Here is a 23,966-nt window from a genome sequence, read left to right as displayed (position 1 = left end):
GGCCCTGCCGGGCCTCACCCCGTCGGCACCCGCAGGGCGGCGAGGACCGGCAGGTGGTCCGTGGCCGCCGTCAGGTCGGCCGGGTCCGCGAGCCCCAACGGCACACCGCAGCCCAGGACTTCGATCCCCTCGGTGGCGAAGAGCGCGTCGATGCGCTGATGCGGGTCCCGGGGTGTGGAGGTGAACTCCCCGCCCCACGGGGCCGTTTCCCAGCAGTCCTTCAGGGTGGCGGCCAGCCGCGCGAAGCTCCGCCCGCCGGGGCGTTCGTTGAGGTCGCCGCCCGCGATCGCATGGTCCACGCCCATCCCCGCGAGCCGGTCGAGCAACGCGCCCGCCTGCCCGTACCGCTCGGCCTCCTGGAGGCTGAGGTGGGCGCTCAGGACACCGATCCTCGCCCCGCCGATCCGTACCACGGCGGTCGCGAAACCCCGCCGGTGCAGCCCGGGGGTGAGCGGGAGCAGCACGTCCTCGGTGCGTTCGACGGTGGCTCGCAGGGAGCACAGCAGCATCGGGCCGGCGGCCGTGGCGCCGCCGCTGAGGATCACCAGGTCCGTCGCCGCGGCCAGGCGTGCCGCGGCCTTGCGCCAGCGGAAGAAGCGCGGCGCCTCCTGGATCAGGACGAGATCGGGCGCGCAGGCCCGGATCACCCGGGCGAGCGCCTCGTTGTCGTCGCGCATCGAGCGGATGTTGTAGCTGAGGACACGGATGACGGCGGAGCCGTTCTCCGTCGCGGACGCGGGCAGCCCGTCGGCAGGGTGGGTGGTCATGGCCCACAACGTATGACAGCGCCCGCCGGTCCGGGGAGGAACGGCGGGCGCTGTCCTACGGTGTGGGCCGGGTGTTGCTACATGATCGGGTCGGGCTGGCGGGCGAGGTCGGCGGCGCCGACCAGGCCGGCCTTGTTGCCGAGCTGGGCCGCGATGACGTCGGCCACCGGACGCCAGTTCCCGCCGACCAGCCAGCGCTTGTAGGACTTGCGGATCGGGTCGAGCACCAGCTCGCCCTCGTCCGAGAGCCCGCCGCCGACGATGAACGCCGACGGGTCGAAGAGCGAGGCCAGGTCGGCCAGCCCAGCGCCGGCCCAGCGCGCCAGCTCGCGGTAGGAGTCGACCGCGACCGGGTCGCCCTGCCGCGCGGCCATCGAGATGTGCTTGCCCTCGATGCCCTCGGGGGTGCCGTCGCCCAGGCCGAGCAGGAACTCGGCGCGTTCGGGGGTGGCGTTGGCGCGCTGCTTGGCGTAGCGGACCAGGGCGCGGCCGGAGGCGTACTGCTCCCAGCAGCCCTGGCTGCCGCAGCCGCACAGCAGGCCGTCCGGCACCATCCGGATGTGGCCGAACTCGGCGGCCACGCCGAAGTGGCCGCGGCGCAGCTTGTTGCCGATGATGATGCCGCCGCCGAGGCCGGTGCCGAGCGTGATGCAGATGACGTTGCGGTGCCCCTTGCCGGCGCCGAAGCGGTACTCGCCCCAGGCGGCCGCGTTGGCGTCGTTCTCGACGACGACGGGGAGGCCGACGCGCTGCTCGACCTTCTCCTTCAGCGGTTCCTGACGCCAGTCGATGTTGGGCGCGAAGTAGACGGTGGACCGCTGCCGGTTGACGTAACCGGCGGCCCCGATGCCCACGCCCACGATCTCGTGTCCGGCGCGTGCGCCGTCGACGGCCGAGGCGATCGCGTCCACGATGGCATCGGGCGTGCCGGGAGTCGGCACCTTGTGGGTCGAGAGGATGTTGCCCTCCTCGTCGACCACGCCCGCCGCGATCTTCGTGCCGCCGATATCGACACCGATGGTGAGTCCCATGAATCCCTCAGTTCGGTCGAGCCCCGCTACGGCCAACCGTACCCGAGGCGGGGCGGCATCCAGCGTGCCGCGTCCGCCCGCGTCCGGGGGGTGAGACCGGGGTGGGGGAACGGCCCGCCGTTCCGCCGGACCAGGGGCTCAGTCGAGGTCGATGTGCTCGGTGGGGCCGGGGCCCTCGTCGCCCTTGCTCCCCGCCTCGCCGGACGTCCAGCGCCGCTCGTGGCCCTCGACGGCGGAGCGGTAGGCGGCGAGCAGCTCGCCACCGGCGGCGGCCAGGTGGTCGAAGACCTCGGGGTTGCGCTCGATGACGGGCTCGACGGCCGACTTCGCCTGGCTGATCAACTGCTGCACGGCGCCCTGGGCCGCCATGCCGGACAGGCCCGCCGGGCCCGCGAGGAGCCCGCCGACCTTGTCGGTCACGGCCTCGAACAGCTTGCGCAGCTCCTCGGCGGCGGACCCCGGCGGGGTGCCGTACTCGGCGCGCAGGCGCTCCTTCTCGGCGGCCAGGTCCTCGGCGCAGGCGTCGGCCCAGGCATCCGCGTCGGGTGCGGGGCGCTCGGTGGCTTCGCTCATGGCGGACTCCAGCGGCTGGTTTTCCACGGTGGTGTTTCCTTCGACGTTACCCGAACGGGGGTACCGCGTTCAGCCTCCGCGGGGCCACAGCCCGGGATCGGGGGCGCAGCGGATCTCCAGCACGCCGTCGTGGAGGCCGGCCCCGGTGACGGTGCAGCGGCGCAGCGCGGACGGCAGCGGCACGATCCGGCGGAACGGGCCGACGGTGAGCAGGAGTTCGTCGCCGCGCCGCACCAGCGCGAGGCCGTCCTTCACGGCGCCGGGCAGCGGCAGGCTCCACACCAGGACGTCGTCCTGGTCGAGCCGGTCGGTGACGGTCCACCGCGGAGCGGCGGCCGGCGGCCCGTCGGGGCCGGATCCGGGACCGAGGAGCTCCAGGTCGTCGTCGCCGCGCGGATCGCGGCCGAGGTGCGCGACCTCCCACACGGCGGGGTAGTCGTCGGCCAGCTCGGCCAGGTGTTTGCGCTGCTGGGCGACGAGCCCGGCGAGCCAGGGGTCGGGGGTCTCGGCGGGCAGCAGCCGGTTGGCGACCACGGCGTCGAGGGCGAGTCCGTGCACGGCGAGGCCGAGCCGCGCGGTGCGCAGGGCGTCGGTGGCGGCGGGGCCGGGCTCCGCCACGAGCCGTACGGTCGTGCCCGGGTCCTCGATCACGGCCTGCACGGCGGCCAGTTCGAGGTCCCAGCGCGCGGCGGTCTCGTACAGCCACTGCGCGGGCATCGGCACCCCGGCGAGCTGGGCGAGGACCGGGCGCAGCGAGCGGGCGGCCTGGCGTTCGGGCGGCAGGAGCCGGCGCAGATAGCGGCGCAGCTGCTCGGGCAGGGCGAGCGTGGCAAGAGCACGGTCGGCCGGCGGCAGGTCCACGACGAGCAGGCCGGGCTCTTCGGCGGCGGCCTCGCGTACGGCGCTGAGCAGGGCGAACTGTTCGGCGCCGGGGAGTTCGGTGAGTTCCTCGGCGTCGAGGCGGGAGGCGCCGAGCAGGTCGAGGGCGGCGCCCGCGCGGTCCTGGAAGGCGAGGAGTTCGGCGCGGAAGTGGGCCGCCGCGTCGATGCGCCGCACGGTGACGCCGGCGAGGTCGCCGGGGAGCCGGTCCGGGGTCAGCAGCGTGACGCGGGTGCCGCGGCGGGCGGCGGCGAGTGCGGTCGCCGCCGCGACGGTGGTGCGGCCCGCGCCGCCGGGGCCGGTGACGAGGACCGTGCGCACGTCTAGAGCTTCTCGGCCCCGTCGGCGGGACCGGCGGGCGCCTCGCCGGGGCCGCTCTCGACGCGCTTCTTCAGTCCGGCCAGGGCGCGGTCGATGATGACCTTCTCGGCCTTGCGCTTGATCATGCCGAGCATCGGGATCTTGACGTCGACGGTCAGCCGGTAGGTGACCTCGGTCTGTCCGCCGGGGGCGTCGGCGAGGGTGTACGAGCCGTCGAGGGTGCGCAGCATCTGGGACTTGACCAGCGTCCAGCTGACCGTGGAGCCCTGCCAGGTGTAGGCGAGGGTGTGGTCGTCCTTGATGGCGCCCGCGTCGAGCAGCAGCCGTACCTTCTCGGCGTGGCCCGCGGCGTCGGTGGAGAGCACCTCGGCCTCCTTCACCTCGCCGGTCCACTCCGGGTAGCGGGCGAAGTCCGCGATCACTCCCATGACGTCGGCGGGGGCCGCCTCGATGGTGATAGACGAGCTGGTGTGTTCCGCCATCGTCGTGGCTCCTCCAGTGCGCGGTCCGTGGGTCTGCGACTCCCCCGCCCGGCGGGGCCGACGGCGTTGGGGAGGTGTGTGCAGGCTATCGCGTACGGGCCGGTGGCCGGTCCAGTGGCCGGGTCACCCCACGGGGGCGGGGGCCGTGGGGTGGCCGGATCGGCGCGGGAGGCGCGGGGCCGGGGGCCGGCTCACCACTCCAGCGCGAAGGGCCGTGAGGTGGCCGCGAAGTGGCCGACGTTCACGCACTCGGTGCGGCCGATCCGCATCCGGCGCGCGAGCGGCTGGTGGACGTGGCCGAAGAGGGAGTAGCGGGGCCGGGTCTTCCTGATCGCCGCGAGCAGGGCGCGCGAGCCGCGCTCGAAGCGGCGCGCGACGGTGTCGTAGACCAGCTCGGGGACCTCGGGCGGGATGTGCGAGCAGAGCACGTCGACCTCGCCGAGCGCCTCGACCTTGGCGGCGTACTCCTCGTCGGAGATCTCGTAGGGGGTGCGCATCGGGGTGGGCAGCCCGCCGCCGACGAAGCCGAAGACACGCCCGGCCATCTCGATGCGCTGGCCGTCGAGGACGGTGGTGCCCGGCCCCGCGTACTGCGGCCAGAGGTCCGGCATGTCGACGTTGCCGTACGTGGCGTACGTCGGGGTGGGGAAGGCGGCGAACAGCTCGGCGTACTGGCGGCGCACCGCGGCCTCGATGGCGGCCTCGCGGTCGAGGCCGGCCCAGAGCGAGCGGCCCAGGTCACGGGCCTCGTCGAAGCGGCGCGCGGTGCGCAGGGCGACGATCCGGTGGGCGTTCTCCACGCCGAAGAGGTCGGGGAAGATGCCGCGGGAGTGGTCGGCGTAGTCGAGGAAGAGGACCAGGTCACCCAGGCAGACCAGCGCGTCCGCGCCGTCGCCGGCTCGGGCCAGGCCCTCGGCGTTCCCGTGCACGTCACTGACCACATGAACTCGCATGGGAGCCACCTTAGGGCGTCGGACCTGCGGTTACTTCCGAGTGGTCAAAGGTGTGGACTACTGTGCGCGAAGCAGTGTCAAAGTTGTGTGACGCACCGAACATCTGGCCAGAACCCCCTATCGGGAACCCACTACCCATGGGTAACGTCCGGGCAGTCCAGTCGTGCTCGGAGAGTTCCGCCCCCCACGGATCCGCCGGGCACCTGCCCGATCTTGGACCGCAGCCGGTGCATCACACAGAGCCGTGGCGCCGGCGCCCGATGAGGAGCAGCAGTCTTGCGCGAGTTCAGCCTTCCGGCCCTGTACGAGGTCCCTTCGGACGGCAACCTGACGGATCTGATCCGCCGCAATGCCACGCAGCACCCCGATGTCGCGGTGATGGGCCGCAAGATCGCGGGTGCCTGGGCCGATGTCACCGCCCGCCAGTTCCTCACCGAGGTGCGCGCCGTCGCCAAGGGCCTGATCGCCGCGGGCGTCGAGGCGGGCGACCGGGTCGCCCTGCTGTCGCGCACCCGTTACGAGTGGGTGCTGATCGACTTCGCGATCTGGAGCGCGGGCGCGGTCACCGTGCCGGTGTACGAGACCAGCTCGCCCGAGCAGATCCAGTGGATCCTCGGCGACTCCGGCGCCACCCTCGCCATCGTCGAGTCCCCGGCGCACCACGCCTCGGTCTCCTCGGTGCAGGCCGGGCTCCCCGCCCTCAAGAGCGTCTGGGAGGTCGAGGCCGCGGCCGTGGAGCGGCTCACCGCGATGGGCGCGGACGTCTCCGACGAGCTGCTCGACCAGCGGATGTCCGCCGCGCACGCCGACGACCCGGCCACCATCGTCTACACCTCCGGCACCACCGGCCGCCCCAAGGGCTGTGTGCTGACCCACCGCGCGTTCTTCGCGGAGTGCGGCAACGTGGTGGAGCGGCTCAAGCCGCTCTTCCGCACCGGCGAGTGTTCGGTGCTGCTCTTCCTTCCGGCGGCACACGTCTTCGGGCGGCTCGTCGAGGTGGCCTCGGTGATGGCGCCGATCAAGCTCGGCTGCGTCCCGGACATCAAGAACCTCACCGATGAACTCGCCTCGTTCCGGCCGACGTTGATCCTCGGTGTGCCGCGCGTCTTCGAGAAGGTGTACAACTCGGCGCGCGCCAAGGCGCAGGCCGACGGCAAGGGCGCGATCTTCGACAGGGCCGCGAACACGGCGATCGCCTACAGCACGGCGCTCAGCACGGAGGCCGGCCCCTCGGTGGGCCTGCGCGTCAAGCACAAGGTCTTCGACAAGCTCGTCTACAGCAAGCTGCGCGCGGTGCTCGGCGGGCGCGGCGAGTACGCGATCTCCGGCGGCGCGCCGCTGGGCGAGCGGCTCGGCCACTTCTTCCGCGGCATCGGCTTCACGGTCCTGGAGGGCTACGGCCTGACCGAGTCCTGCGCGGCGACCGCCTTCAACCCGTGGGACCGGCCGAAGATCGGCACCGTCGGGCAGCCGCTGCCGGGTTCGGTGGTACGGATCGCGGACGACGGCGAGGTGCTGCTCCACGGCGAGCACCTGTTCCAGGGGTACTGGAACAACGAGGCCGCCACCGCCGAGGCGCTGGCCGACGGCTGGTTCCACACCGGGGACATCGGCACCCTCGACGAGGACGGCTACCTCGCGATCACCGGCCGCAAGAAGGAGATCATCGTGACGGCGGGCGGCAAGAACGTCGCCCCCGCGGTGATCGAGGACCGCATCCGCGCGCACGCGCTGGTCGCGGAGTGCATGGTGGTCGGCGACGGGCGCCCGTTCATCGGCGCGCTCATCACCCTGGACGAGGAGTTCCTCGGCCGCTGGGCCGAGGAGCACGGCAAGCCCGTGGGGTCCACGGCGATCTCGCTGCGCGACGACGCGGAGCTGCTCGCGGAGGTGCAGCGGGCGGTGGACGACGGGAACGCGGCGGTCTCCAAGGCGGAGTCGGTACGCAAGTTCCGCATCCTCGGGGCACAGCTGACGGAGGAGGCGGGACACATCACGCCGTCGCTGAAGCTGAAGCGGAATGTTGTGGCGAAGGACTTCGCGGGGGAGATCGAGGCGATCTACTCCCACTGAGCGTGCGGCGGGGCTGCGCCGTCTACGCGGCTCCGCAGCGGCGGGCGCGGGCTGCGGGCTCGGTGCCGGGTGCCGTACGTCTTCACGGGCGCGGGGCTGTGCCGATTACGCGGCTCCGCCGCAGCGGGCGCGAGCGGTGGGCTCGATGCCGGGTCACCTACGTCTTCAGCGGCGCGGGACTGCGCCGATTACGCGGCTCCGCCGCAGCGGGCGCGAGCGGCGGGCTCTATGCCGGGTCACCTACCTAGGGGCGCGGGGAACTGCGCGAGACGCGGGCACGGTCCGCACCCGAAGGCCGGGGGTTGCTGGGGCTCCGCCCCAGACCCCGGGGGAGGCCCCACCCCAGCCCCTTCCCGAAACCCTCCGGGGGAAAGGGGCTGGGGTTCAGGAGCCTGGGGCTCCGCCCCAGACCCCGTTCGCGCCTGAAGGGCGCTCGTCCTCAAACGCCGGACAGGCTGAGGTGGCCTCGACGGGGCCCCCTGCCAAGGTCTGGGCATGCCGCCAAGGCCAACGCACCCAGGGGCGCGGGGAACTGCGCAAAACAGGCTGAAGGGGTGCATGCCGACGCGGCACCAAGTGGCCAGGGGCGCGGGGAACTGCGCAAGACGGGCTGAAGGGGTGCATGCCGACGCGGCACCGGGGGCCGCCGGGCGGGTTGGCGCTCGACTGGTTACAGGAGGGCGCGGAGCTTCTCCGCCAGGAGGTCCCAGCGCCACTTCTCCTCCACCCAGGCCCGCCCCCGCTCCCCCATCCGCTCCCGCAGCGCGGAATCCTGAAGCAGAGTCACCACCCGCTCCGCCGAATCCGCGGCGGAGTCACCCCGCACCACCCAGCCCGTCTCCCCGTCGAGCACCGCGTCCGGCGCGCCCCCGGAGTCGCCCGCCACGACCGGCAGACCCGTCGCGGATGCCTCCAGGTAGACGATGCCGAGGCCCTCGACGTCCAGGCCCCCGCGCCGCGTACGGCACGGCATCGCGAAGACGTCACCGGCGCCGTAGTGCGCGGGCAGCTCCGCCCACGGCACCGCCCCGGTGAAGCGGACCGACGCCGAGACCCCGGTGTCGAGCGCGAGCGCCCGCAGGTCGGCCTCGTACGGGCCGCCCCCCACGATGAGCAGCACCGCGTCCGGCACCCGCGCGAGGATCTCCGGCATGGCGCGGATCAGCGTGTCCTGGCCCTTGCGCGGCACCAGGCGCGAGACGCAGACCACGACGGGCCGGTCGGTGAGGCCGAGCCGGGCGCGGACCGCGGCGCCGCCCGAGCCGGGGTGGAAGGTCTTCTCGTCGACGCCGGGCGGGAGTTGGACCATGCGGGCCGCTGCCTGCTGGGTGAGCGCGCCCGCGATCCGGGAGCGGGTGTACTCACCGAGATAGGTGATCGTGTCCGTGCCCTCGCCGATCCGCCGCAACAGCTGCCGCGCGACGGGCAGTTGGGCCCACCCCGCCTCATGCCCGTGCGTGGTCGCCACCAGACGTTCGGCTCCGGCCCTGCGCAGCGCGGGCCCCATGAGGCCGAGCGGCGCCGCCGCGCCGAACCACACCGAGGAGCAGCCGTGTTCACGCAGCAGGGAGACGGCGCGCCGGGTGACCCGGGGCGTCGGCAGCAGCATCGTCGTGCGGTCCCGTACGACGGTGAACGGCTGCTCGGCGTCGAACGCGGCGGTCGCCTCGACGCCTTCGCGGCTCCGCTTCCACGTCGAGGCGTAGACGACGATCCGCTCGGGATCGAGCCTCAGCGCCATGTTGTGCAGGAACGCCTGGATCCCGCCGGGGCGCGGCGGGAAGTCATTGGTCACGATCAAGGTCTTGTGCATCGCCGCCGACAGTACCGAACCGGGGCCGCGGAGCCGAGGGGCCGCTCGCGGGGCGGCGCCGCGGAACCGGAGGGCGCGCCGCCGCGCCTGACCGGCCGGGCGTCCGCGCACCGGGCATCATGGCTGCTTCCCCGGCCCCGATACGAGGACGAGACGGACACCATGAGCATCCCCCGGCGCACCCTCGCGGTGGTGGCCATCTGGGCCGCGACCCGCTATCTGCTGCTGCTCTGCGTCTTCGGGGTGCTGGTCGTGCCCGGCCCCGACGTCACCAGCGACGTCCATGTCATCTACCAGGGCTGGTCGCAGGTGCTCGGCACCGGAACGTATCCGCTCGACGACGTGACCTGGCAGTACCCGCCGCTCGCCGCGCTCGCGATCCTCTCCCCCGCCGCGCTGCCCTTCCTCGACTACGCGACGGCGTTCTTCGCGCTCGCCTTCCTCGCGGACCTGCTGGTCTTCGCTCTCCTGATGTACGCGGCGGGCCGGCCGGGCAAGTCCTCGAAGGGCGCCTGGATGTGGGCGCTCGGCGTGCCGCTGCTCGGCCCCACCGCGTACGCCCGCTACGACCTGATGGTGACCGCGGTCGCCGTCGCGGCGCTGCTCGCCGGCGCCCGCCACCCGCGGATCCTCGGCGCGCTCGCCGCCGTCGGCGCACTGCTGAAGGTGTGGCCCGTGCTGCTCCTGGTACGCGCCCCGCGCCGCGCCCTGACCACCGCGGCGGTGTGCGCGGCGGGGCTCCTGGTGGCCTGTGCCGCGGCGGCGCCGGGCGCGCTCGCCTTCCTCACCTTCCAGCGGGAGCGGGGCACGGAGGTCGAGTCGCTGGGGGCGCTGGTCTTCCAGGTGGCCCGGCACGCCGGCTGGCGGGGCCGGGTGCAGCTGAACTACGGCTCGGTGGAGTTCCTCGGACCGTACGTCCCGCTGGTCTCCGCCCTCGCGATGGCGCTGAGCGTGCTCGCCCTCGGCTGGCTGGTGCTGTGGCGCGTCCGGTTCCGCGGCTCGCCGCGTCCGAGCACCCCGGCGGACGCGGCCTTCACCGCGGTGCTCCTGTTCACCACCACGAGCCGGGTCATCAGCCCGCAGTACCTGCTCTGGCTGGTCGGGCTGGCCGCGGTGTGTCTCGTCTTCCGCCGCACCGCGATGGTCCTCCCGGCGCGGCTGGTCCTGATCGCGACGGGCGTGACCTTCCTGGAGTTCCCCATCTGGTTCTCCCACGTGGTGGCCGGCGACTGGCTGGGAATCCTCCTGCTCGTGGTCCGCAACGGCCTCCTGGTCACCGCGTCCCTGCTCGCCTGCCGTCACCTGTGGCGCTCGGCCCCACCACCCCGCGCCTCCTTCCCGTCGAACACCACCCGCGCCACCGCGAGGGAGACACCGGGCAGCCCGAGCTCCAACAAGGGTGCGGGCCTGCGCGGCTGACCCGACACGGCCCGCGGTCCCGGCCCGTCAGCCCAGTTGCGTGCGGACGTACGCGCGCCACTGCGTGGTGAACTCCCCCGGGGTCAGGCCCAGTTGGTCCGAGAGGGCCTTTTCCAGGGCGCCCTCGCGGTGTGGCTGGGCGCCCACTTCCGTGTACAGGCGGGCCAGGGTCGCCTCGCCCCAGTGGGCCGCGATCATCCGGCAGGCCAGCCAGCCGCCCTCGTACGCCCGTGCCAGGCGGTCCGCGCCGCCGTCGAAGCCGAAGTCGGCGTCCGAGGGGAGGCCGGCCGGGAGGTCGCCCGCGCGGACCGCCTTCTGGAGTTCGGGGGCGGCCTGGGGCGCGGTGCGGCCGGTGCGGCGGTAGCCGACCCAGTCGGCGTACCCCTCCGAGAGCCACATCGGGGTGGCGGCCGAGGTGTGGGCTCGGGTGGCCACATGGGTGGTCTCGTGCGTGAGGACGACCGCGCGGCCCAGGTCGCCGAGGACCGCGTACGCGTCCGGATTGACGATCACCCGGTCCGCCGGGGCGGCCCCGGCCCCGCCCGCCTCGCCCGTGGTCACCGCGGCGATGCCCCGGTAGGAGGCGGCGGGCGCGCCGAGCAGCGCGGCCATGGCGTCGAGGGAGCCGGGGACGAGGACGACGACCCGGCCCGCCCACGCGCCGGGCCAGGCCGCGGAGACCGCGGGCACCGCCGCGTCCTCGGCGGCCGCGATCTCGTGCAGCCTCGCCCGGTCCTGGCCCACCCCCAGGACCAGGCTGTGGGCGCCCCGCACCACGGTGACCGGGCCCTGCTGCCACAGCAGCTGGGCGGCCCCCGCGGCGGGCCGGTCGCCGGTGACGTACCAGCGTCCGCCGCGCAGATGGAGGGTGAGGGTCCGGGCGGTGGTCACGGGCGCGGAGTCGTACCCCTGGATGCGGTAGCGCAGGTCCACCTTGGCGGTGGCCGACGCCCCGTCCCGGTCGAGGGCGGCGACCTCGTACGTCCAGGACGCCAGCGGCACCTGCGCGAGGTTGGTCAACTCCGCCCGCTGGGCCGTCCGCAGGCCGCTCGCCGCGGGGTCCACCGCGTCGGCGTAGCCGGCCGCGTCGTGCTTGAGGACGGCGGCCGCCCGCCGGTCGAGCACCTGCTGCACCGCGCCCGTCGCGGCGTCCGGCGCGGAGCCGGGCGCCGAGCAGCCGACGGCGGACAGCAGCACGGCGAGCGCGCACCCCGCCGCCCGCCCGCGCCCCGCTCGTCGACCGTGTCCCTGACCCGCCACGCCGCCGATCGTACGGTCAGACCCGCGTCACCGAGGAAATGGGCATCATCCCGACGGGGTCGTAGCGCACCGGGGCGCCCGGGTAGGGGGCGTGCACGACCTGGCCGTTGCCGACGTACATCGCGATGTGACTGGCGTCGTGCCGGTAGGCGACCAGGTCGCCCGGCTTGGCCTCGGAGAGCGGCACCTGGTGGCCGGCGTACCGCTGCTCCTGCGAGGTGCGCGGCAGACCGACGCCCGCGCGGGCGTACGACCACTGCATCAGGCCCGAACAGTCGAACCCGGAGGGCCCGTTGGCGCCCCAGATGTACGGTTTGCCGATCGCGGAGCGGGCCGCCATCACGGCCGCCGCGGCCCGCGAGGAGGCCGGCGCGGCGCCGGCGAGCGGCGGCAGCTCGGTCCGCCCGGAGCGGGAGGCGCGGTCGAAGGCGGCGCGGTCGGCGGTGGGCAGCGCGTTGAGCAGCCGGCGCGCCTGGGCGAGCTTCGACTCCACGGTCCGCTTGTGCCGGGCCACCTCCGTGCGGCTGCGCTCCAGCTCGGCGAGCTTGCGCCCGGCCTCGGCCCGCTGCTGGGCCAGCCGGCGCTGCTCGTGCTGGAGTTCGTGGAGCTGGCCGGTCTGCCGCTCGCTGAGCCGGTCGAAGGTGACGGCCCGGTCGAGGTACGTGTCCGGGTTCGACGACAGGAGCAGCGCGAGGGCGGGGTCGATGCCGCCGGAGCGGTACTGCGCCCCGGCGATCGCGCCGAGCGCGCCCCGCATGCGGTTGATCTTCTCCTGGCCGCGCGCGACCGCGTCCTGCGCCTGCTTGACCTGCTCGCGCAGCTGCTTGGCGTGCTCATCGGCCTTGTCGTACTGCTCGGTGGCCTGCTCGGCCTGCTCGAAGAGCCGGTCGACGGTGGCCTTCCCCGACGGGGCCGGCTCGTGCGGGGCCGCGCTCGCCCCGGGCGCCGCGAAGGCCGCCGCGGCGGTGGCCGCCGCGGCCGACAGGACGGTGACGCGGGCGCTCTGGGTCAGGCCCGACTGCGAAGGCCGGCGATGGGACGCCACGGATTCGCACTCCCTTGCACTGCGTGCGGCCCCTGCCGCCCGGGTGGGCGGCGAGTACCCGGGGGAACCGCACGCCGGACAGTAACCGGGCGACTACCCGTGGGCCAACGACCGCGCCGTCTACGCAAAGTGACGCCCCACCGGAGAACACAGGTCACCGGCGGGGCGTCGCGTCAGCGGGAGTTGCCACAATTCGCCCGTTTGGGCGGTGTCGGCGGCTGACGAAGGGAAAGGGCGGGTCAGCCGATGCGGACACCGAACTGGAAGGGCATGTTGTCCATCGACTCGTAACGGACGACCGCGCCGGTGTGCGGGGCGTGCAGCACCGTGTTGTTGCCGGCGTACAGGCCGATGTGGTGCAGGTCGCCGAAGAAGAGCACGAGGTCGCCGGGCTTGAGCTCGCTGCGGCCGATCCGGGTGCCCCGGGTGGCCTGCTCCTGCGAGGTGCGCGGCAGGTGGACGCCGGCCTGGGCGTAGGCGTAGCCCGTCAGGCCCGAGCAGTCCCAGCTCGCCATGCCGGTCTTGCCGTAGCTGTAGGGCTTGCCGAGCTGCGTCTGGGCCGCGGCGAGGGCGGCCGCGCCGACGCCGGAGGCGGGCGCGTCGCTGCCGAGGTTGGGGCGCTCGGTGGAGCGGTTGGCGCGCGCGTTGTCGGCGGCGAGCGCGGCCTTCTCCTGCGAGGTCAGGGAGTTGAGCAGCTTCTGCGCGTCGGCGAGCTTGCCCTGGACTTCCTTCTTCTTGTCGTCGAGCACCTTGCGGGTGTCGGCGAGGTCCTTCAGCTTGTCCTGGGCTTCCTTGCGCTCCTGCGCGAGGGTGCGCTGCTTGCCCTGGATCTTCTGGAGCGCCTCGGCCTGAGAGGTGCTCAACTGGTCCAGCGCGGACGCCTTGTCCAGGAAGTCGTCGGGGTTGGAGGAGAGGAAGAGCGCGAGCGAGGGGTCTATGCCGCCCGAACGGTACTGCGCCGACGCCATCGAACCGAGGCCGCTGCGCAGGGTGTTGAGCTCCTGCTGACCGCGGGCCACCTTGTCCTGGATCTCGCTGACCTGCTTCTCCAGCTGGCCCTGCTTCTCCTTGGCGCCGTTGGCCGTCTCGGTCGCCTGCTCGGCCTCGTCGTAGAGCTTGTCGACCTTGCTCTTGACCTCGTCCTTGGTGGGCTTGGGGTCGGCCTGCGCGGCCTGCGAGGTGAGGGCGACGACAGCGGCGGCGGTCGCGCTGAGCACGGTCACGCGGGTGCGGCTCGCGGGCTTGGGACGGCGGTGGGACCCCACGAAGGCGAGCTCCTTCTTCCTCGACCGCCGGACAGAGCAGAGCCGGCGGGCCCTTCACGGACACCCCGAACGAGTGATCAACCGCATGAAGGTACGAGGCCCGACCTTAGTGACCTTCCCGTGATCAGTTCAAATCCTGATGGGGAAAAAATCGGTCATCGTGAGGATTCTTTACTGTCATCCCACGCGCAGTAGTGGGCACTTGACGGAGCGCTCGGCAGCGATCACCCGAATTCGGGCATTGGACCCAGGAGTTGCGGAACGCCCGCAATGCGCGCGCAATGCCTCAGACGCGGGAAAGTCGCTTGAGCAGGAGCAGGGAGGCGACCGGACGGGCGCCCGCCTTCGCGACGCCGTCCGCGACCTCCTTGTCCGTGGAGACCACCACCACGGGCCGGCCCGAGGGCTCGGCCCGCACCAGCTGACGGATCAGCTCGTCCGCGGTCACCCCGGGCTTGGAGAACAGCACCCGCACGCCCCGGGGCGGGGCGAGCAGCACCGGAGCCGCCAGCTCCGCGCCGTCGAAGACACAGGTGACCTCGGCGCCGGTCTGCGCGGCGAGCACCGAGAGGCCGCCGAGCAGCCGCAGGCGCTGCTTCTCCAACGGCATCGTCGGATAGCCGGTCTTGGTGACGTTGTAGCCGTCCACCAGCAGGTGCACCTGGGGCAGCCCGAGCAGTTGGTCCAGGAGCGCCGGGTCGGTCTCGGACAGGGCGCGGGCCGCGATGTCCTTGGGCGTCATGGTGCCGGGCGCCACCGCGTCCACGGTGTCGGCGGGGCGCACCGAGGCGGGCGGCAGGGCCAGTTCGCGGCGCAGGCCCTGGGCTCCTTCGAGGACGGTGTCGAGCAGCAGCCGCAGCCGCATGTCCTCGACCGAGCGCCCCTCGCGCACCGCGCGCCGGCTCGCCTCGAGTCCCGCCTCGGCCTCACCGAGCCGCGTCTTGAGCCGCCGGGTCTCGCTCTCGGCGGCGGCGACCTGGGCGGCCGCGTCGGCCTTCGCGCCGTCGATCTCGGAGACGACCTTGCGCAGGGCGGCCTCGCCGCGCTTCACATCGCTCTGGGCGCTGCGCAGTTTGCGCTGGAGCGTTTCGGCCTCCTTGCGGGCGGCGAGCAGCTCCGCACGCAGGGCCTCGTTCTCGGACTTGATCAGGGCGCGGGCCTGGGCGAGCTCCTCGCGCAGGCGCTCCACCTCGCGCCTGCCCTCCTCGTCGGCCCGCTCGGCGAAGGCCCGCTGGGCCTCCTCGCCGGCCGCGGCGACGAGCTTCACCCAGCCGGTGGGGCGCAGCACATAGGCGACGGCCGCCACGTCGACGGGATCGGCCGCGGCGGGCGGCGAGCCGGCCTCGACGGCCCCGGCCAGCTCCGGCTGCGACTCCTTGAGCCGCTCGCCGATGCGCTGCCGGAAGACGGGGTCGCCCTCCAGGGCGGCGGCCATCGCGTTGCCCGCGAACTTGGCGCGCCGGGTCGGGGTGAAACGGGCGTACTGCCGCAGCTGTCCGGGCAGTTCGGCGACGGTCAGGCCGCCGAACGCCTCGGAGACGAAGGCGACGACCCGGCGCCGCACGCCTTCGGGCAGCGGGCGGTCGAGCACCTCGGCGGGGCCGTCACCGGCCGCAGCGGCCGGTTCGGCACCGCTTGCATGCTCCACAATCCGTCACCCCAACTGTCATTGCGTACCGCGCGTGCCGCCTCTCAGGAAGCGGTCGCGGAGTCGGCACCCGGCCTGTCCACCAGCTCGATCTGGTCCACCGCGTTGCACCAGCGGCAGCGGACCGACTCGATGGTCTCACTGACCACCTCGCGTTCCTCCACCTTGGGCTCCCCGGCGAGGTCCAGATGGACGTACTCGATCACTTTCGACGAGCGGGTGACATCGAAACGGGTGAGGTTTCCGCAGAGCGTGCAGCGCCACCGGGTCTCGGTGGTCGGCTGGGGAACAGTGGTCATGTGGTGCCGCCCTCTTTTCCACTTCCATGGTCCAGGATCTCGCGGTGCGCCATTGAACTGCGGGAGTACTGCCCGCAACCCTACGGCCTACGCGCGGGCCGCCTCCACGGCGAGGCGGTCTGTACCGAAAGCTCCCTTTGGGCCATTCTCTCCCCATGATCAAGTGGCGGGGAGCGGCGATCGTCAGGGGCGCGGTACGGGGCCCGACCATGACGTACGGGCTGATCGCCGCGTGCTGCCTGCTCTTCCTGCTGAGCCCGGTCTCCGGCCTCGACCCGGTCTACGGCACGGGCGACGCGATCCTGAGCGCCCAGAGCGACTACTTCGCACGGTGGGGCGTCGTCCCCACGGAACTCATGGCGGGCCACGCGCACGCCCTGCTCACCCCGCTCACCGCGCTCTTCGTCCACGGCAGCTGGCTGCACCTGCTCGGCAACATGCTGTTCCTGTACGTGTTCGGCGCGATGACCGAGGAGCGCGTGGGCCGGATCGAGTTCGCCCTGTTCTACCTCGTGTCGGGCTATCTCGCGCTGCTCGGGTACGCGATGGCGCACGCGGACTCGGACCAGACCCTGGTGGGGGCGTCCGGGGCGATCTCGGCCGTCCTGGGCGCGTTCCTCTGCCTCTTCCCCAAGGCGCGGGTCACGAGCATCTTCCCGTTCCTGCTCTTTTTGCCGCTGCGCTTCCCCGCGTGGATCGTGCTCGTGTTCTGGTTCGCGCTGCAGTGGCTGGCGGTCCGGAGCGCTCCGTCCGGGCCGGGGGTGGCCTATCTCGCCCACCTCGTCGGCTTCGGTCTGGGCTTCCTCTACGCGTGGGCCCGTTTCCGCGGGGCGGATAGAGTGAAACGCCGAAAGCCCGTGGAGAACGCGGGTCCGGCCGCCACCGAGGGAGAAAGCCAGCCGTGATCACCGCGATCGTGCTCATCAAGACCAGCGTGGACCGGATTCCGGAGATCGCGGAGTCCATCGCAGCGCTGGACAGCGTCAGCGAGGTGTACTCGGTGACGGGTACGTACGATCTGATCGCGCTGGTCAGGGTGGCCCGCCACGACGACCTCGCGGACATCATCCCCGGCAGCATCAGCAAGATCCCGGGGGTGGAGGGCACGGACACGCACGTGGCGTTCCGCACGTACTCCCAGCACGACCTGGAAGCGGCGTTCGCGATCGGTCTGGATTCCTGAGGGCGCGCCCTCAGATACGGTCCGAACGCACCCCTCGCGGGCGCCGGGGCCCTGAGCGGCTCGGCGCCGGGCAGGTGCACCCCCTCAGCCCGTCCGGCGCTTGAGGACGAGCGCCTTTCGGGCGCGACCGGGGTCCGGGGCGGAGCCCCAGGATCCTGAACCTCAGCCGTTCCATAGCCCCCGGAGGGTTTCGGGAAGGGGTGGGGTGGGGCCATCCTCCCGGCCCCCGGCCGTCAGGTGCAGACCGTGCTGGCGCACCCGCGCAGTTCCCCGCGCCCCTAGTAGGGCACCCGGCACCGAACGGTCGCGCCCACCGCGGGGCGGGGTCACACCGCCGGGACGCAGCGGCCGGACTCCGTGCGGTACTGCCACGCCGCCCCGTCCCGCACCAGCTCCCGCACCGCCCCGACGAACCGCTCCACGTGCTCGTCCGGGGTCCCCGCACCGAAGCTGACCCGGATCGCGTTCAGGGACCGCTCGCCCGGCTCCGCCTCCGGCGCCCCGCACTCCCCCGGGTCCTGCGGCTCGCTGCCGAGCAGCGTGCGCACCAGCGGGTGGGCGCAGAAGAGGCCGTCGCGCACCCCGATCCCGTACTCCGCGGAGAGCGCCGCCGCGAAGTGCGAGCTGTTCCACCCGTCGACGACGAACGAGATGACGCCGACGCGGGGCGCGTCGTCCCCGAAGAGCGAGAGGACCCTCACCTCGGGCACCTCGGCAAGCCCCTCGCGGACCTTCGCGATCAGGTGCCGCTCCCGCTCGACCAGCTCGTCGAAGCCCGCCTCGGTCAGCGCCTTGCAGGCGGAGGCGATGGAGTAGACGCCGATGACGTTGGGCGAGCCGGCCTCGTGGCGGGCCGCCGTGGTGTGCCACTCGACGTCCACGCCGCCGTCGGCGCGCCGCGCGACCCGCTTGGAGGCGCCGCCGCCGGCCAGGTACGGCTCCGCGTCCTGGAGCCAGTCCGCGCGGCCCGCGAGGACACCCGAGCCGAACGGCGCGTACAGCTTGTGCCCGGAAAGGGCGACCCAGTCGACGTCCAACTCCCGTACGGAGACGGGGTGGTGGGGCGCGAGCTGCGCCGCATCCAGGACGATGCGGGCGCCGTGCGCGTGCGCCGCGGCGGCGAGCTCGCGCACCGGCCACAGCTCCCCGGTGACGTTGGACGCGCCGGTGACGCAGACCAGCGCCGGCCCGTAAGGGTCGCGGTCGGCCAGCGCGCGCTCCAGCGTCTCGACGGCCTGCTGCGGCGTGCGCGGCGCGTTCAGGTAGGTCACGCGGGCGTCCTGCCACGGCAGCAGCGAGGCGTGGTGCTCGGTCTCGAAGACGAAGACCTGGCAGTCGGCGGGGAGCGTCCGGGCAAGCAGGTTGAGCGAGTCGGTGGTGGAGCGGGTGAAGACGACCTGGTCGCCGGGGCGGCAGTCGAGGAACTCCGCCACCGTCACCCGGCTGTTCTCGAACAGGTCGGTGGAGAGCTGCGAGAGGTAGCCGGCACCGCGGTGCACGCTGCCGTAGTACGGGGCGTACGCGGCGACGTCGTCCCAGACCCGCTGCAGGGCGGGCGCGCTCGCCGCGTAGTCGAGGGCGGCGTACGTCACCTCGCCGCCGGTGACGAGCGGCACGGTGACGTCGCGGCCGAGCACCGGCAGCGGCGCCGCACAGCAGGGGTCGGCGGACGCGGCGGAGTCGACGGAGGCCGAGGCGGAAACGGTGGCGGCGGGGCGTGCGGACATGGCGGTATCTCCCAGCAGGGCAAGGCGAGTTGGCTTCGGACCCCGGGTACGGCGGAGTGGCCCGGGGAGCGCGAGGGCTCGACCGGCCTGCCGTGTACGGGTGTTGTCCTCGGACACGCGGCGAAGAAGGGGCCGCGCGGAGGACGGTGAAGAAGGGGCGGAAACGCCCTATCGCATTCGCTTGCTCACGAGACTGCTCCCTTGAGGACCAGGACCCCAGGGCTGTGACATCACGCGATGTCCAGGGGTCCGCGCTTGCCGTAGACCTTGCTGCCTACGACCTGGTCTTCACCCGGGGCACCCCGCCACGGACGGAGGGTTGCCGGACAGCGAGCCGGGGCCTAAATCGCTGTCACTCATGACCTTGGACAGCATCCTGCCACACGTCGCCGCGGGCGCAAGGCACAGTCCGCGATCCGGACTGCGCCGTGCGTCACACCGCGTACGGCCTCAGGCGTTGCTCGCGGCGATCCACCGCTCCAGGGAGCGCAGGGCGGCCCCGGAGTCGATGGCCTCGGCGGCCCGCGCCATCGCGGCTCCGATCTGCCCGGCGAGCGGGCCCTCGCCCGGCTCCAGGGCGACCAGGGCGGCGGCCGAGTTGAGCAGCACCGCGTCCCGGACCGGGCCCTTCTCGCCGGTCAGGAGCCTGCGGACGATCTCCGCGTTGTGAGCGGGGTCGCCGCCGCGCAGCGCCTCGATGGGCACGATCTCGATGCCGACGTCGCGCGGGTCGAAGCTCTGCTCGCGCACGGCGCCGTCCCGTACCACCCAGACCCGGGAGGTGGCGGTGGTGGTCAGTTCGTCCAGGCCGTCGTCGCCGCGGAAGACCAGGGCCGACGAGCCGCGCTCGGCGAGCACCCCGGCCACGATGGGCGCCATCCGCGGGTCGGCCACCCCGGTGGCCTGGGCGCGTACCTTGGCAGGGTTGGTGAGCGGGCCGAGCACGTTGAAGGTGGTGCGGATGCCCAACTCCTTGCGGGCCGCGGCCACATGGCGCAGCGCGGGGTGGAACGTCACCGCGAAGCACATGGTGATCCCGGCCTGCTCGGCCACCTCCACGACCCGCTGCGGGGTGAGCCGCAGATTGACGCCGAGCTTCTCCAGGACGTCGGAGGCGCCGCTGGCGGAGGAGGCGGCGCGGTTGCCGTGCTTGACGACCTTGGCGCCGGTCCCGGCGACCACGATCGCCGACATGGTGGAGATGTTGACGGTCTTGGCGCCGTCGCCGCCGGTGCCCACGATGTCGACGCTGGGCCCCGGCACCCGGATCAGATGGGCGTGCGCGTACATGGTGCGCACCAGGCCGGTGATCTCGGCGACCGTCTCGCCCTTGGCGCGCAGCGCGATCATGAAGCCGGCGATCTGGGCGTTGGTGGCCTCGCCGCTCATGATCTGGTCCATCGCCCAGGCGGTGGCGTCCTCGCTCTGGTCGGTGCCGCTCAGCAGCGAGTCCAGGACACCCGGCCAGGAGTAGGCCGCCACGGTGTCGCCTCCGGTGGGGGTAACAGCGCTCATGGTCGCTCCTGGGTCAAAAAGGATGGGATACCGCCCGTCAGCCTATCGAGAGCGGGAGGCGCCGCGGCATGCGTGCCCGCACTGCGGACGCGGCGCGGGTACGGCGCGGGTACGGAAAAGACTCCGGCCCGGCCCCCGTCAAGGGGCCGGGCCGGAGCCTCGGTTGTGGCGACCGTCAGGTCAAGCGGGGATCAGTGGTGGCCGTGGCCGCTCGTGATCTCCTCGTACTCCTCGGCCGTCGGCTTGGGGATCTGGTTCCCCTCGCCGAAGTAGCCCTTGCTGAACTTGGCGCGCAGCTTCTGCGTCCGCGGGATCTTGCGGGCGACACCGTTCTCGTCGGTCTCGGGACCGAGTTCGAGCGGCTGGTACTGCTCGTGCGCGGTGAGCTTGTAGCGCGCACCGGCGTCGAGCGGCTCGTGGATCTCGACGAACTCACCGTGCGGCAGCCGCTTGATGATGCCGGACTCGCGTCCGTGCAGCACCTTTTCGGCGTCGCGCCGCTGCAGGCCCAGGCAGACCCGCTTGGTGGCGATGAACGCGAGGACCGGAGCGACGAAGAACGCGATCCGCACGAACCAGGTGATGACGTTGATCGAGAGGTGGAAGTGGGTCGCCCAGAGGTCGTTTCCACCACCGATGAGCAGCACCGTGTACCAGGTGATCCACGCGACACCGAACGCGGTACGCGTCGGGGCGTTGCGCGGCCGGTCCGCGATGTGGTGCTCGCGCTTGTCGCCGGTGACCCAGGCCTCGATGAACGGGTAGACCGCGATGGCCGCGAGGACCAGCGGGAAGATCACCAGCGGGATGAACACACCCAGGACGAGGGTGTGGCCCCACAGGTTGATCTCCCAGCCCGGCATGACTCGGATGAGGCCTTCGGAGAAGCCCATGTACCAGTCGGGCTGGGCGCCGGTGGAGACCTGGTCCGGCCGGTAGGGGCCGATCGCCCAGATCGGGTTGATCGAGGCGATCGCCGCGACGACCGCGATGACGCCGAAGACCAGGAAGAAGAAGCCGCCGGCCTTCGCCATGTACACCGGGAGCAGCGGCATGCCGACGACGTTCTTGTTGGTACGTCCCGGACCCGCGAACTGGGTGTGCTTGTGGTAGAAGACCAGGATCAGGTGCGCCACCATCAGGCCGAGCATGATGCCCGGCAGCAGCAGGATGTGCACCGAGTAGAACCGGGCCACGAAGTCGCCGCCGGGGAACTCCCCGCCGAACAGGAAGAACGAGAGGTACGTGCCGACGACCGGCACGGACAGGATCGCGCCTTCCATGAAGCGGACACCGGTGCCCGACAGCAGGTCGTCCGGGAGCGAGTAACCGGTGAAGCCGGTGAACATGCCGAGGACGAACAGCAGGAAGCCGAAGAGCCAGTTGACCTCGCGCGGCTTGCGGAACGCGCCCGTGAAGAACACGCGCATCATGTGCACGAACATGCCGGCGAGGAAGATCAGCGCCGCCCAGTGGTGGATCTGCCGGATCAGCAGACCACCGCGCACGTCGAAGCTGATGTGCATGGTCGAGTTGAACGCCTCGGACATGTGCATGCCCTGCAGCGGCACGTACGAGCCGTCGTAGACGACCTCGTTCATGCTCGGGTGGAAGAACAGCGTCAGATACACACCCGTGAGGATGATGATGATGAAGCTGTACATGCAGATCTCGCCGAGCATGAAGGACCAGTGGTCCGGGAAGATCTTGCGCATGTTGGCCTTGGCCAGGGAGTAGATCCCCAGCCGGCCGTCCGCCCAGTCTGCGATCCGCTCGCCGGCCGGTGCCTGCTCGCGTGAATCCTTCGCAGTCATCAGGTCAGCCCCTCTCGAAGAAGGCAGGACCGACGGGCTCGTCGAAGTCGCCGAGCGCTTCGAGGTAACCCTCGTCATTCACACCGATCCGCAGCTGCGGAAGCGGGTGACCGGCCGGGCCGAAGATGACACGGGCGCCGTCGGAGAGGTCGAAAGTGGACTGGTGGCACGGGCAGAGCACGTGGTGCGTCTGCTGCTCGTACAGGGAGATCGGGCAGCCGACGTGGGTGCAGATCTTCGAGTACGCGACGATGCCCTGGTGCGACCATTCGAGCTCGCGCTTGTCCTTGATGTCCTCCGGCTTGATCCGGACGAGCATCAGGGCGGCCTTGGCGATCTGCGTCTGGAAGTCCTCCGCGTCCTCCTCCAGGCCCTCGGGCTTGGCGAAGGTGAGGGAACCGACCAGCAGGTCCTCGGGACGCAGCGGCTCGTTGGTGTTCATGTTGATCAGGGCCTTGCCCTTGGCCCACATGGTGTGCCGCAGCTTGTCCTCGGGCAGCGTGCCCAGGTCGCGCAGGAGCATCACACCGGAGAGCGGCACCATGGCCAGCGCGCCGAACATGGTGTTGCGGATCAGCTTGCGCCGTCCGAAGCCGGACTCGGCCGCGCCCTGCCTGAAGTCGGCCATGACCTGCGCCTTGACCTCGGCCGGAGCCGCGATCTCGTGACGCTCGGCCGGCATCTCGACGTCGGACATCAGGGTGCGGGCCCAGTGGACCGCGCCCGCGCCGATGCAGAACAGCGCCACGCCGAGGGTCAGACCCAGGGCGAAGTTGAGGGCGCTGACATGCCCGAACGGGAAGATGAAGACGATCTTGTCGACCGGGAAGATCACGTACGAGGCGATGAAGCCGACCGTCGCGACCATCGACAGGAAGAACAGGAACGCGACCGCGCGCTCGGAGCGCTTGGCCGCCCGCTCGTCGATGTCCTGGACGCGCGGCTTGTGGGCCGGCAGTCCGGGGTCGGCGAAGGGGTCACCGGCGGTGTCTACCGCGCCGTGCGCGGTGGCCTGCGCTTCAGGCAGGCTCTCGGAATTCTCTTGGCTACTCATGACTTCTTGGCCTTAGCGGTGTGGGCCGCGACCCAGATGGCTACTGCGATGAGGGCACCCAGACCGAAGATCCAGCCGAACAGCCCCTCGCTGACCGGGCCGAGCCCGCCGAGCTTGAGGCCACCGGGGCTCGCGGACGTGTCGCTGTTCACGGCGTGCAGGTACGCGATGATGTCCTGCTTCTGCTTCTGCGGCATCGTCGTGTCCGGGAAGGACGGCATGTTCTGCGGGCCGGTCTGCATGGCCTCGTAGATGTGCTTGGGGTCCACGTCCTCCAGGCTGGGGGCGAACTTGCCGTTCGTCAGGGCACCGCCCTCACCCGTGAAGTTGTGGCACTGGGCACAGTTGGTGCGGAACAGCTCGCCACCCTTGGCGATGTCCGCACCGCTGGGGTTGTACTGCGACTCGGTCGGCACGCTCGGCCCGGCGCCCAGCGACGCCACGTAGGCGCGGAGCTGGTCGATCTGGGGCTGCGTGTAGATGACCTTCTTCTTCGGCACCTGCGCGCCGGGCTGCTGCGCCGGCATGCGGCCGGTGCCGACCTGGAAGTCGACGGCGGCGGCGCCCACGCCGACCAGGGAGGGGCCGTCAGAGGTTCCCTGACCGCCGGTTCCGTGGCAGCTGGCGCAGCCTACGGAGTACAGCTTCTTGCCCTCGTCGATGGCGAGGGACTGGGCGGTTTCGTCAGCCTGCGCCTTGCCCGCGGGCGCGAACGCGGCGTACAGCCCCCCGGTGGCCGCCAGCGCGAGGAGTAGGACGACGAGCGCCGCCAGCGGATGGCGTCGTCGTGCGGAGAGCTTTTTCACGGATTACCCCGGTGTCAGGATCTTCTGCGTCGATGCTGG

The 23,966-nt window shown here is 72.2% G+C and carries 21 protein-coding genes and 1 riboswitch; of the genes, 4 read left to right on the top strand and 17 right to left on the bottom strand.

Going from position 1 to position 23,966, the window contains the following annotated elements; genetic code table 11:
• Positions 1 to 14: 14 nt before the first annotated feature.
• From OOJ98_RS06480 to OOJ98_RS06455, 6 genes are all read right to left on the bottom strand, one after another.
• Entirely contained in the window at positions 15 to 767 is a 753-nt protein-coding gene (locus OOJ98_RS06480; RefSeq protein ID WP_267053647.1) for an endonuclease/exonuclease/phosphatase family protein, read from the bottom strand.
• A 77-nt stretch (positions 768 to 844) separates the two neighbouring features.
• The gene (locus OOJ98_RS06475) at positions 845 to 1,798 is read right to left on the bottom strand and encodes an ROK family glucokinase (RefSeq protein ID WP_267053646.1); all 954 of its coding nucleotides are present in this window, start codon (positions 1,796 to 1,798) and stop codon (positions 845 to 847) included.
• A 138-nt stretch (positions 1,799 to 1,936) separates the two neighbouring features.
• Entirely contained in the window at positions 1,937 to 2,371 is a 435-nt protein-coding gene (locus OOJ98_RS06470) for a DUF5304 domain-containing protein (RefSeq protein WP_267053645.1), read from the bottom strand.
• A 69-nt stretch (positions 2,372 to 2,440) separates the two neighbouring features.
• On the bottom strand, positions 2,441 to 3,571 hold the full coding sequence (locus tag OOJ98_RS06465; protein ID WP_267053644.1) for an ArsA family ATPase: 1,131 nt from the start codon (positions 3,569 to 3,571) through the stop codon (positions 2,441 to 2,443).
• A 2-nt stretch (positions 3,572 to 3,573) separates the two neighbouring features.
• Positions 3,574 to 4,053 (bottom strand): SRPBCC family protein, encoded by a 480-nt coding sequence (locus tag OOJ98_RS06460; RefSeq protein WP_267053643.1) that lies wholly within the window; start codon positions 4,051 to 4,053, stop codon positions 3,574 to 3,576.
• Between the two features lie 191 nt (positions 4,054 to 4,244).
• Complete coding sequence (locus OOJ98_RS06455) at positions 4,245 to 5,006, bottom strand: metallophosphoesterase (RefSeq protein WP_267053642.1); 762 nt, start codon at positions 5,004 to 5,006, stop codon at positions 4,245 to 4,247.
• Between the two features lie 276 nt (positions 5,007 to 5,282).
• On the opposite strand from OOJ98_RS06455, the gene OOJ98_RS06450 reads away from it, so the two are divergent.
• Positions 5,283 to 7,079, top strand: coding sequence for a long-chain fatty acid--CoA ligase (locus OOJ98_RS06450; RefSeq protein WP_267053641.1), 1,797 nt, complete (start codon positions 5,283 to 5,285; stop codon positions 7,077 to 7,079).
• Between the two features lie 670 nt (positions 7,080 to 7,749).
• On the opposite strand, the gene OOJ98_RS06445 is transcribed toward OOJ98_RS06450, so the two are convergent.
• Entirely contained in the window at positions 7,750 to 8,892 is a 1,143-nt protein-coding gene (locus tag OOJ98_RS06445; RefSeq protein WP_267053640.1) for a glycosyltransferase family 4 protein, read from the bottom strand.
• Between the two features lie 162 nt (positions 8,893 to 9,054).
• Here OOJ98_RS06445 and OOJ98_RS06440 point away from each other — a divergent pair, with 162 nt between their 5' ends.
• Positions 9,055 to 10,311: a glycosyltransferase family 87 protein gene (locus OOJ98_RS06440; protein WP_267053639.1), complete on the top strand. Its 1,257-nt coding sequence runs from the start codon at positions 9,055 to 9,057 to the stop codon at positions 10,309 to 10,311.
• Positions 10,312 to 10,338: 27 nt separating this feature from the next.
• Here OOJ98_RS06440 and OOJ98_RS06435 read toward each other — a convergent pair whose 3' ends face one another.
• From OOJ98_RS06435 to OOJ98_RS06415, 5 genes are all read right to left on the bottom strand, one after another.
• Positions 10,339 to 11,571, bottom strand: coding sequence for a hypothetical protein (locus OOJ98_RS06435; RefSeq protein WP_267053638.1), 1,233 nt, complete (start codon positions 11,569 to 11,571; stop codon positions 10,339 to 10,341).
• A 16-nt stretch (positions 11,572 to 11,587) separates the two neighbouring features.
• A complete protein-coding gene (locus OOJ98_RS06430) occupies positions 11,588 to 12,616 on the bottom strand; it encodes an NlpC/P60 family protein (RefSeq protein WP_267053637.1) in 1,029 nt (342 codons plus the stop codon).
• A 239-nt stretch (positions 12,617 to 12,855) separates the two neighbouring features.
• A complete protein-coding gene (locus OOJ98_RS06425) occupies positions 12,856 to 13,881 on the bottom strand; it encodes a C40 family peptidase (protein ID WP_267053636.1) in 1,026 nt (341 codons plus the stop codon).
• Positions 13,882 to 14,167: 286 nt separating this feature from the next.
• On the bottom strand, positions 14,168 to 15,532 hold the full coding sequence (locus tag OOJ98_RS06420; protein WP_267055542.1) for an NYN domain-containing protein: 1,365 nt from the start codon (positions 15,530 to 15,532) through the stop codon (positions 14,168 to 14,170).
• A gap of 41 nt (positions 15,533 to 15,573) precedes the next feature.
• Positions 15,574 to 15,828 (bottom strand): hypothetical protein, encoded by a 255-nt coding sequence (locus OOJ98_RS06415; RefSeq protein WP_267053635.1) that lies wholly within the window; start codon positions 15,826 to 15,828, stop codon positions 15,574 to 15,576.
• A gap of 155 nt (positions 15,829 to 15,983) precedes the next feature.
• On the opposite strand from OOJ98_RS06415, the gene OOJ98_RS06410 reads away from it, so the two are divergent.
• Positions 15,984 to 16,733 carry a rhomboid family intramembrane serine protease gene (locus OOJ98_RS06410; RefSeq protein WP_267053634.1) on the top strand — a complete coding sequence of 250 codons (750 nt, stop codon included), beginning with the start codon at positions 15,984 to 15,986 and terminating at the stop codon, positions 16,731 to 16,733.
• Positions 16,730 to 17,011, top strand: a complete 282-nt coding sequence (locus tag OOJ98_RS06405; protein ID WP_053727718.1) for an Lrp/AsnC family transcriptional regulator — start codon at positions 16,730 to 16,732, stop codon at positions 17,009 to 17,011. Before OOJ98_RS06410 ends, OOJ98_RS06405 begins: the two co-directional genes overlap by 4 nt.
• 326 nt (positions 17,012 to 17,337) lie before the next feature.
• Here OOJ98_RS06405 and OOJ98_RS06400 read toward each other — a convergent pair whose 3' ends face one another.
• The 5 genes from OOJ98_RS06400 to OOJ98_RS06380 all read right to left on the bottom strand — a co-directional run bounded on the left by OOJ98_RS06400 (position 17,338) and on the right by OOJ98_RS06380 (position 23,927).
• On the bottom strand, positions 17,338 to 18,738 hold the full coding sequence (locus OOJ98_RS06400; protein WP_267053633.1) for an aminotransferase class V-fold PLP-dependent enzyme: 1,401 nt from the start codon (positions 18,736 to 18,738) through the stop codon (positions 17,338 to 17,340).
• A 246-nt stretch (positions 18,739 to 18,984) separates the two neighbouring features.
• A riboswitch (SAM riboswitch) is annotated at positions 18,985 to 19,102 on the bottom strand.
• An 86-nt stretch (positions 19,103 to 19,188) separates the two neighbouring features.
• The gene (gene trpD / locus OOJ98_RS06395) at positions 19,189 to 20,253 is read right to left on the bottom strand and encodes an anthranilate phosphoribosyltransferase (RefSeq protein ID WP_267053632.1); all 1,065 of its coding nucleotides are present in this window, start codon (positions 20,251 to 20,253) and stop codon (positions 19,189 to 19,191) included.
• Positions 20,254 to 20,444: 191 nt separating this feature from the next.
• Positions 20,445 to 22,067: a cytochrome bc complex cytochrome b subunit gene (locus tag OOJ98_RS06390; RefSeq protein ID WP_267053631.1), complete on the bottom strand. Its 1,623-nt coding sequence runs from the start codon at positions 22,065 to 22,067 to the stop codon at positions 20,445 to 20,447.
• A 4-nt stretch (positions 22,068 to 22,071) separates the two neighbouring features.
• Complete coding sequence (locus OOJ98_RS06385; RefSeq protein ID WP_267053630.1) at positions 22,072 to 23,121, bottom strand: ubiquinol-cytochrome c reductase iron-sulfur subunit; 1,050 nt, start codon at positions 23,119 to 23,121, stop codon at positions 22,072 to 22,074.
• On the bottom strand, positions 23,118 to 23,927 hold the full coding sequence (locus OOJ98_RS06380; RefSeq protein ID WP_267053629.1) for a c-type cytochrome: 810 nt from the start codon (positions 23,925 to 23,927) through the stop codon (positions 23,118 to 23,120). Before OOJ98_RS06380 ends, OOJ98_RS06385 begins: the two co-directional genes overlap by 4 nt.
• Positions 23,928 to 23,966 lie beyond the last annotated feature (39 nt).

Source organism: Streptomyces sp. NBC_00083 (genome assembly GCF_026343295.1).
Taxonomy (GTDB): Bacteria; Actinomycetota; Actinomycetes; order Streptomycetales; family Streptomycetaceae; genus Streptomyces.
This window is presented reverse-complemented; position numbering and strand designations above follow the sequence as displayed.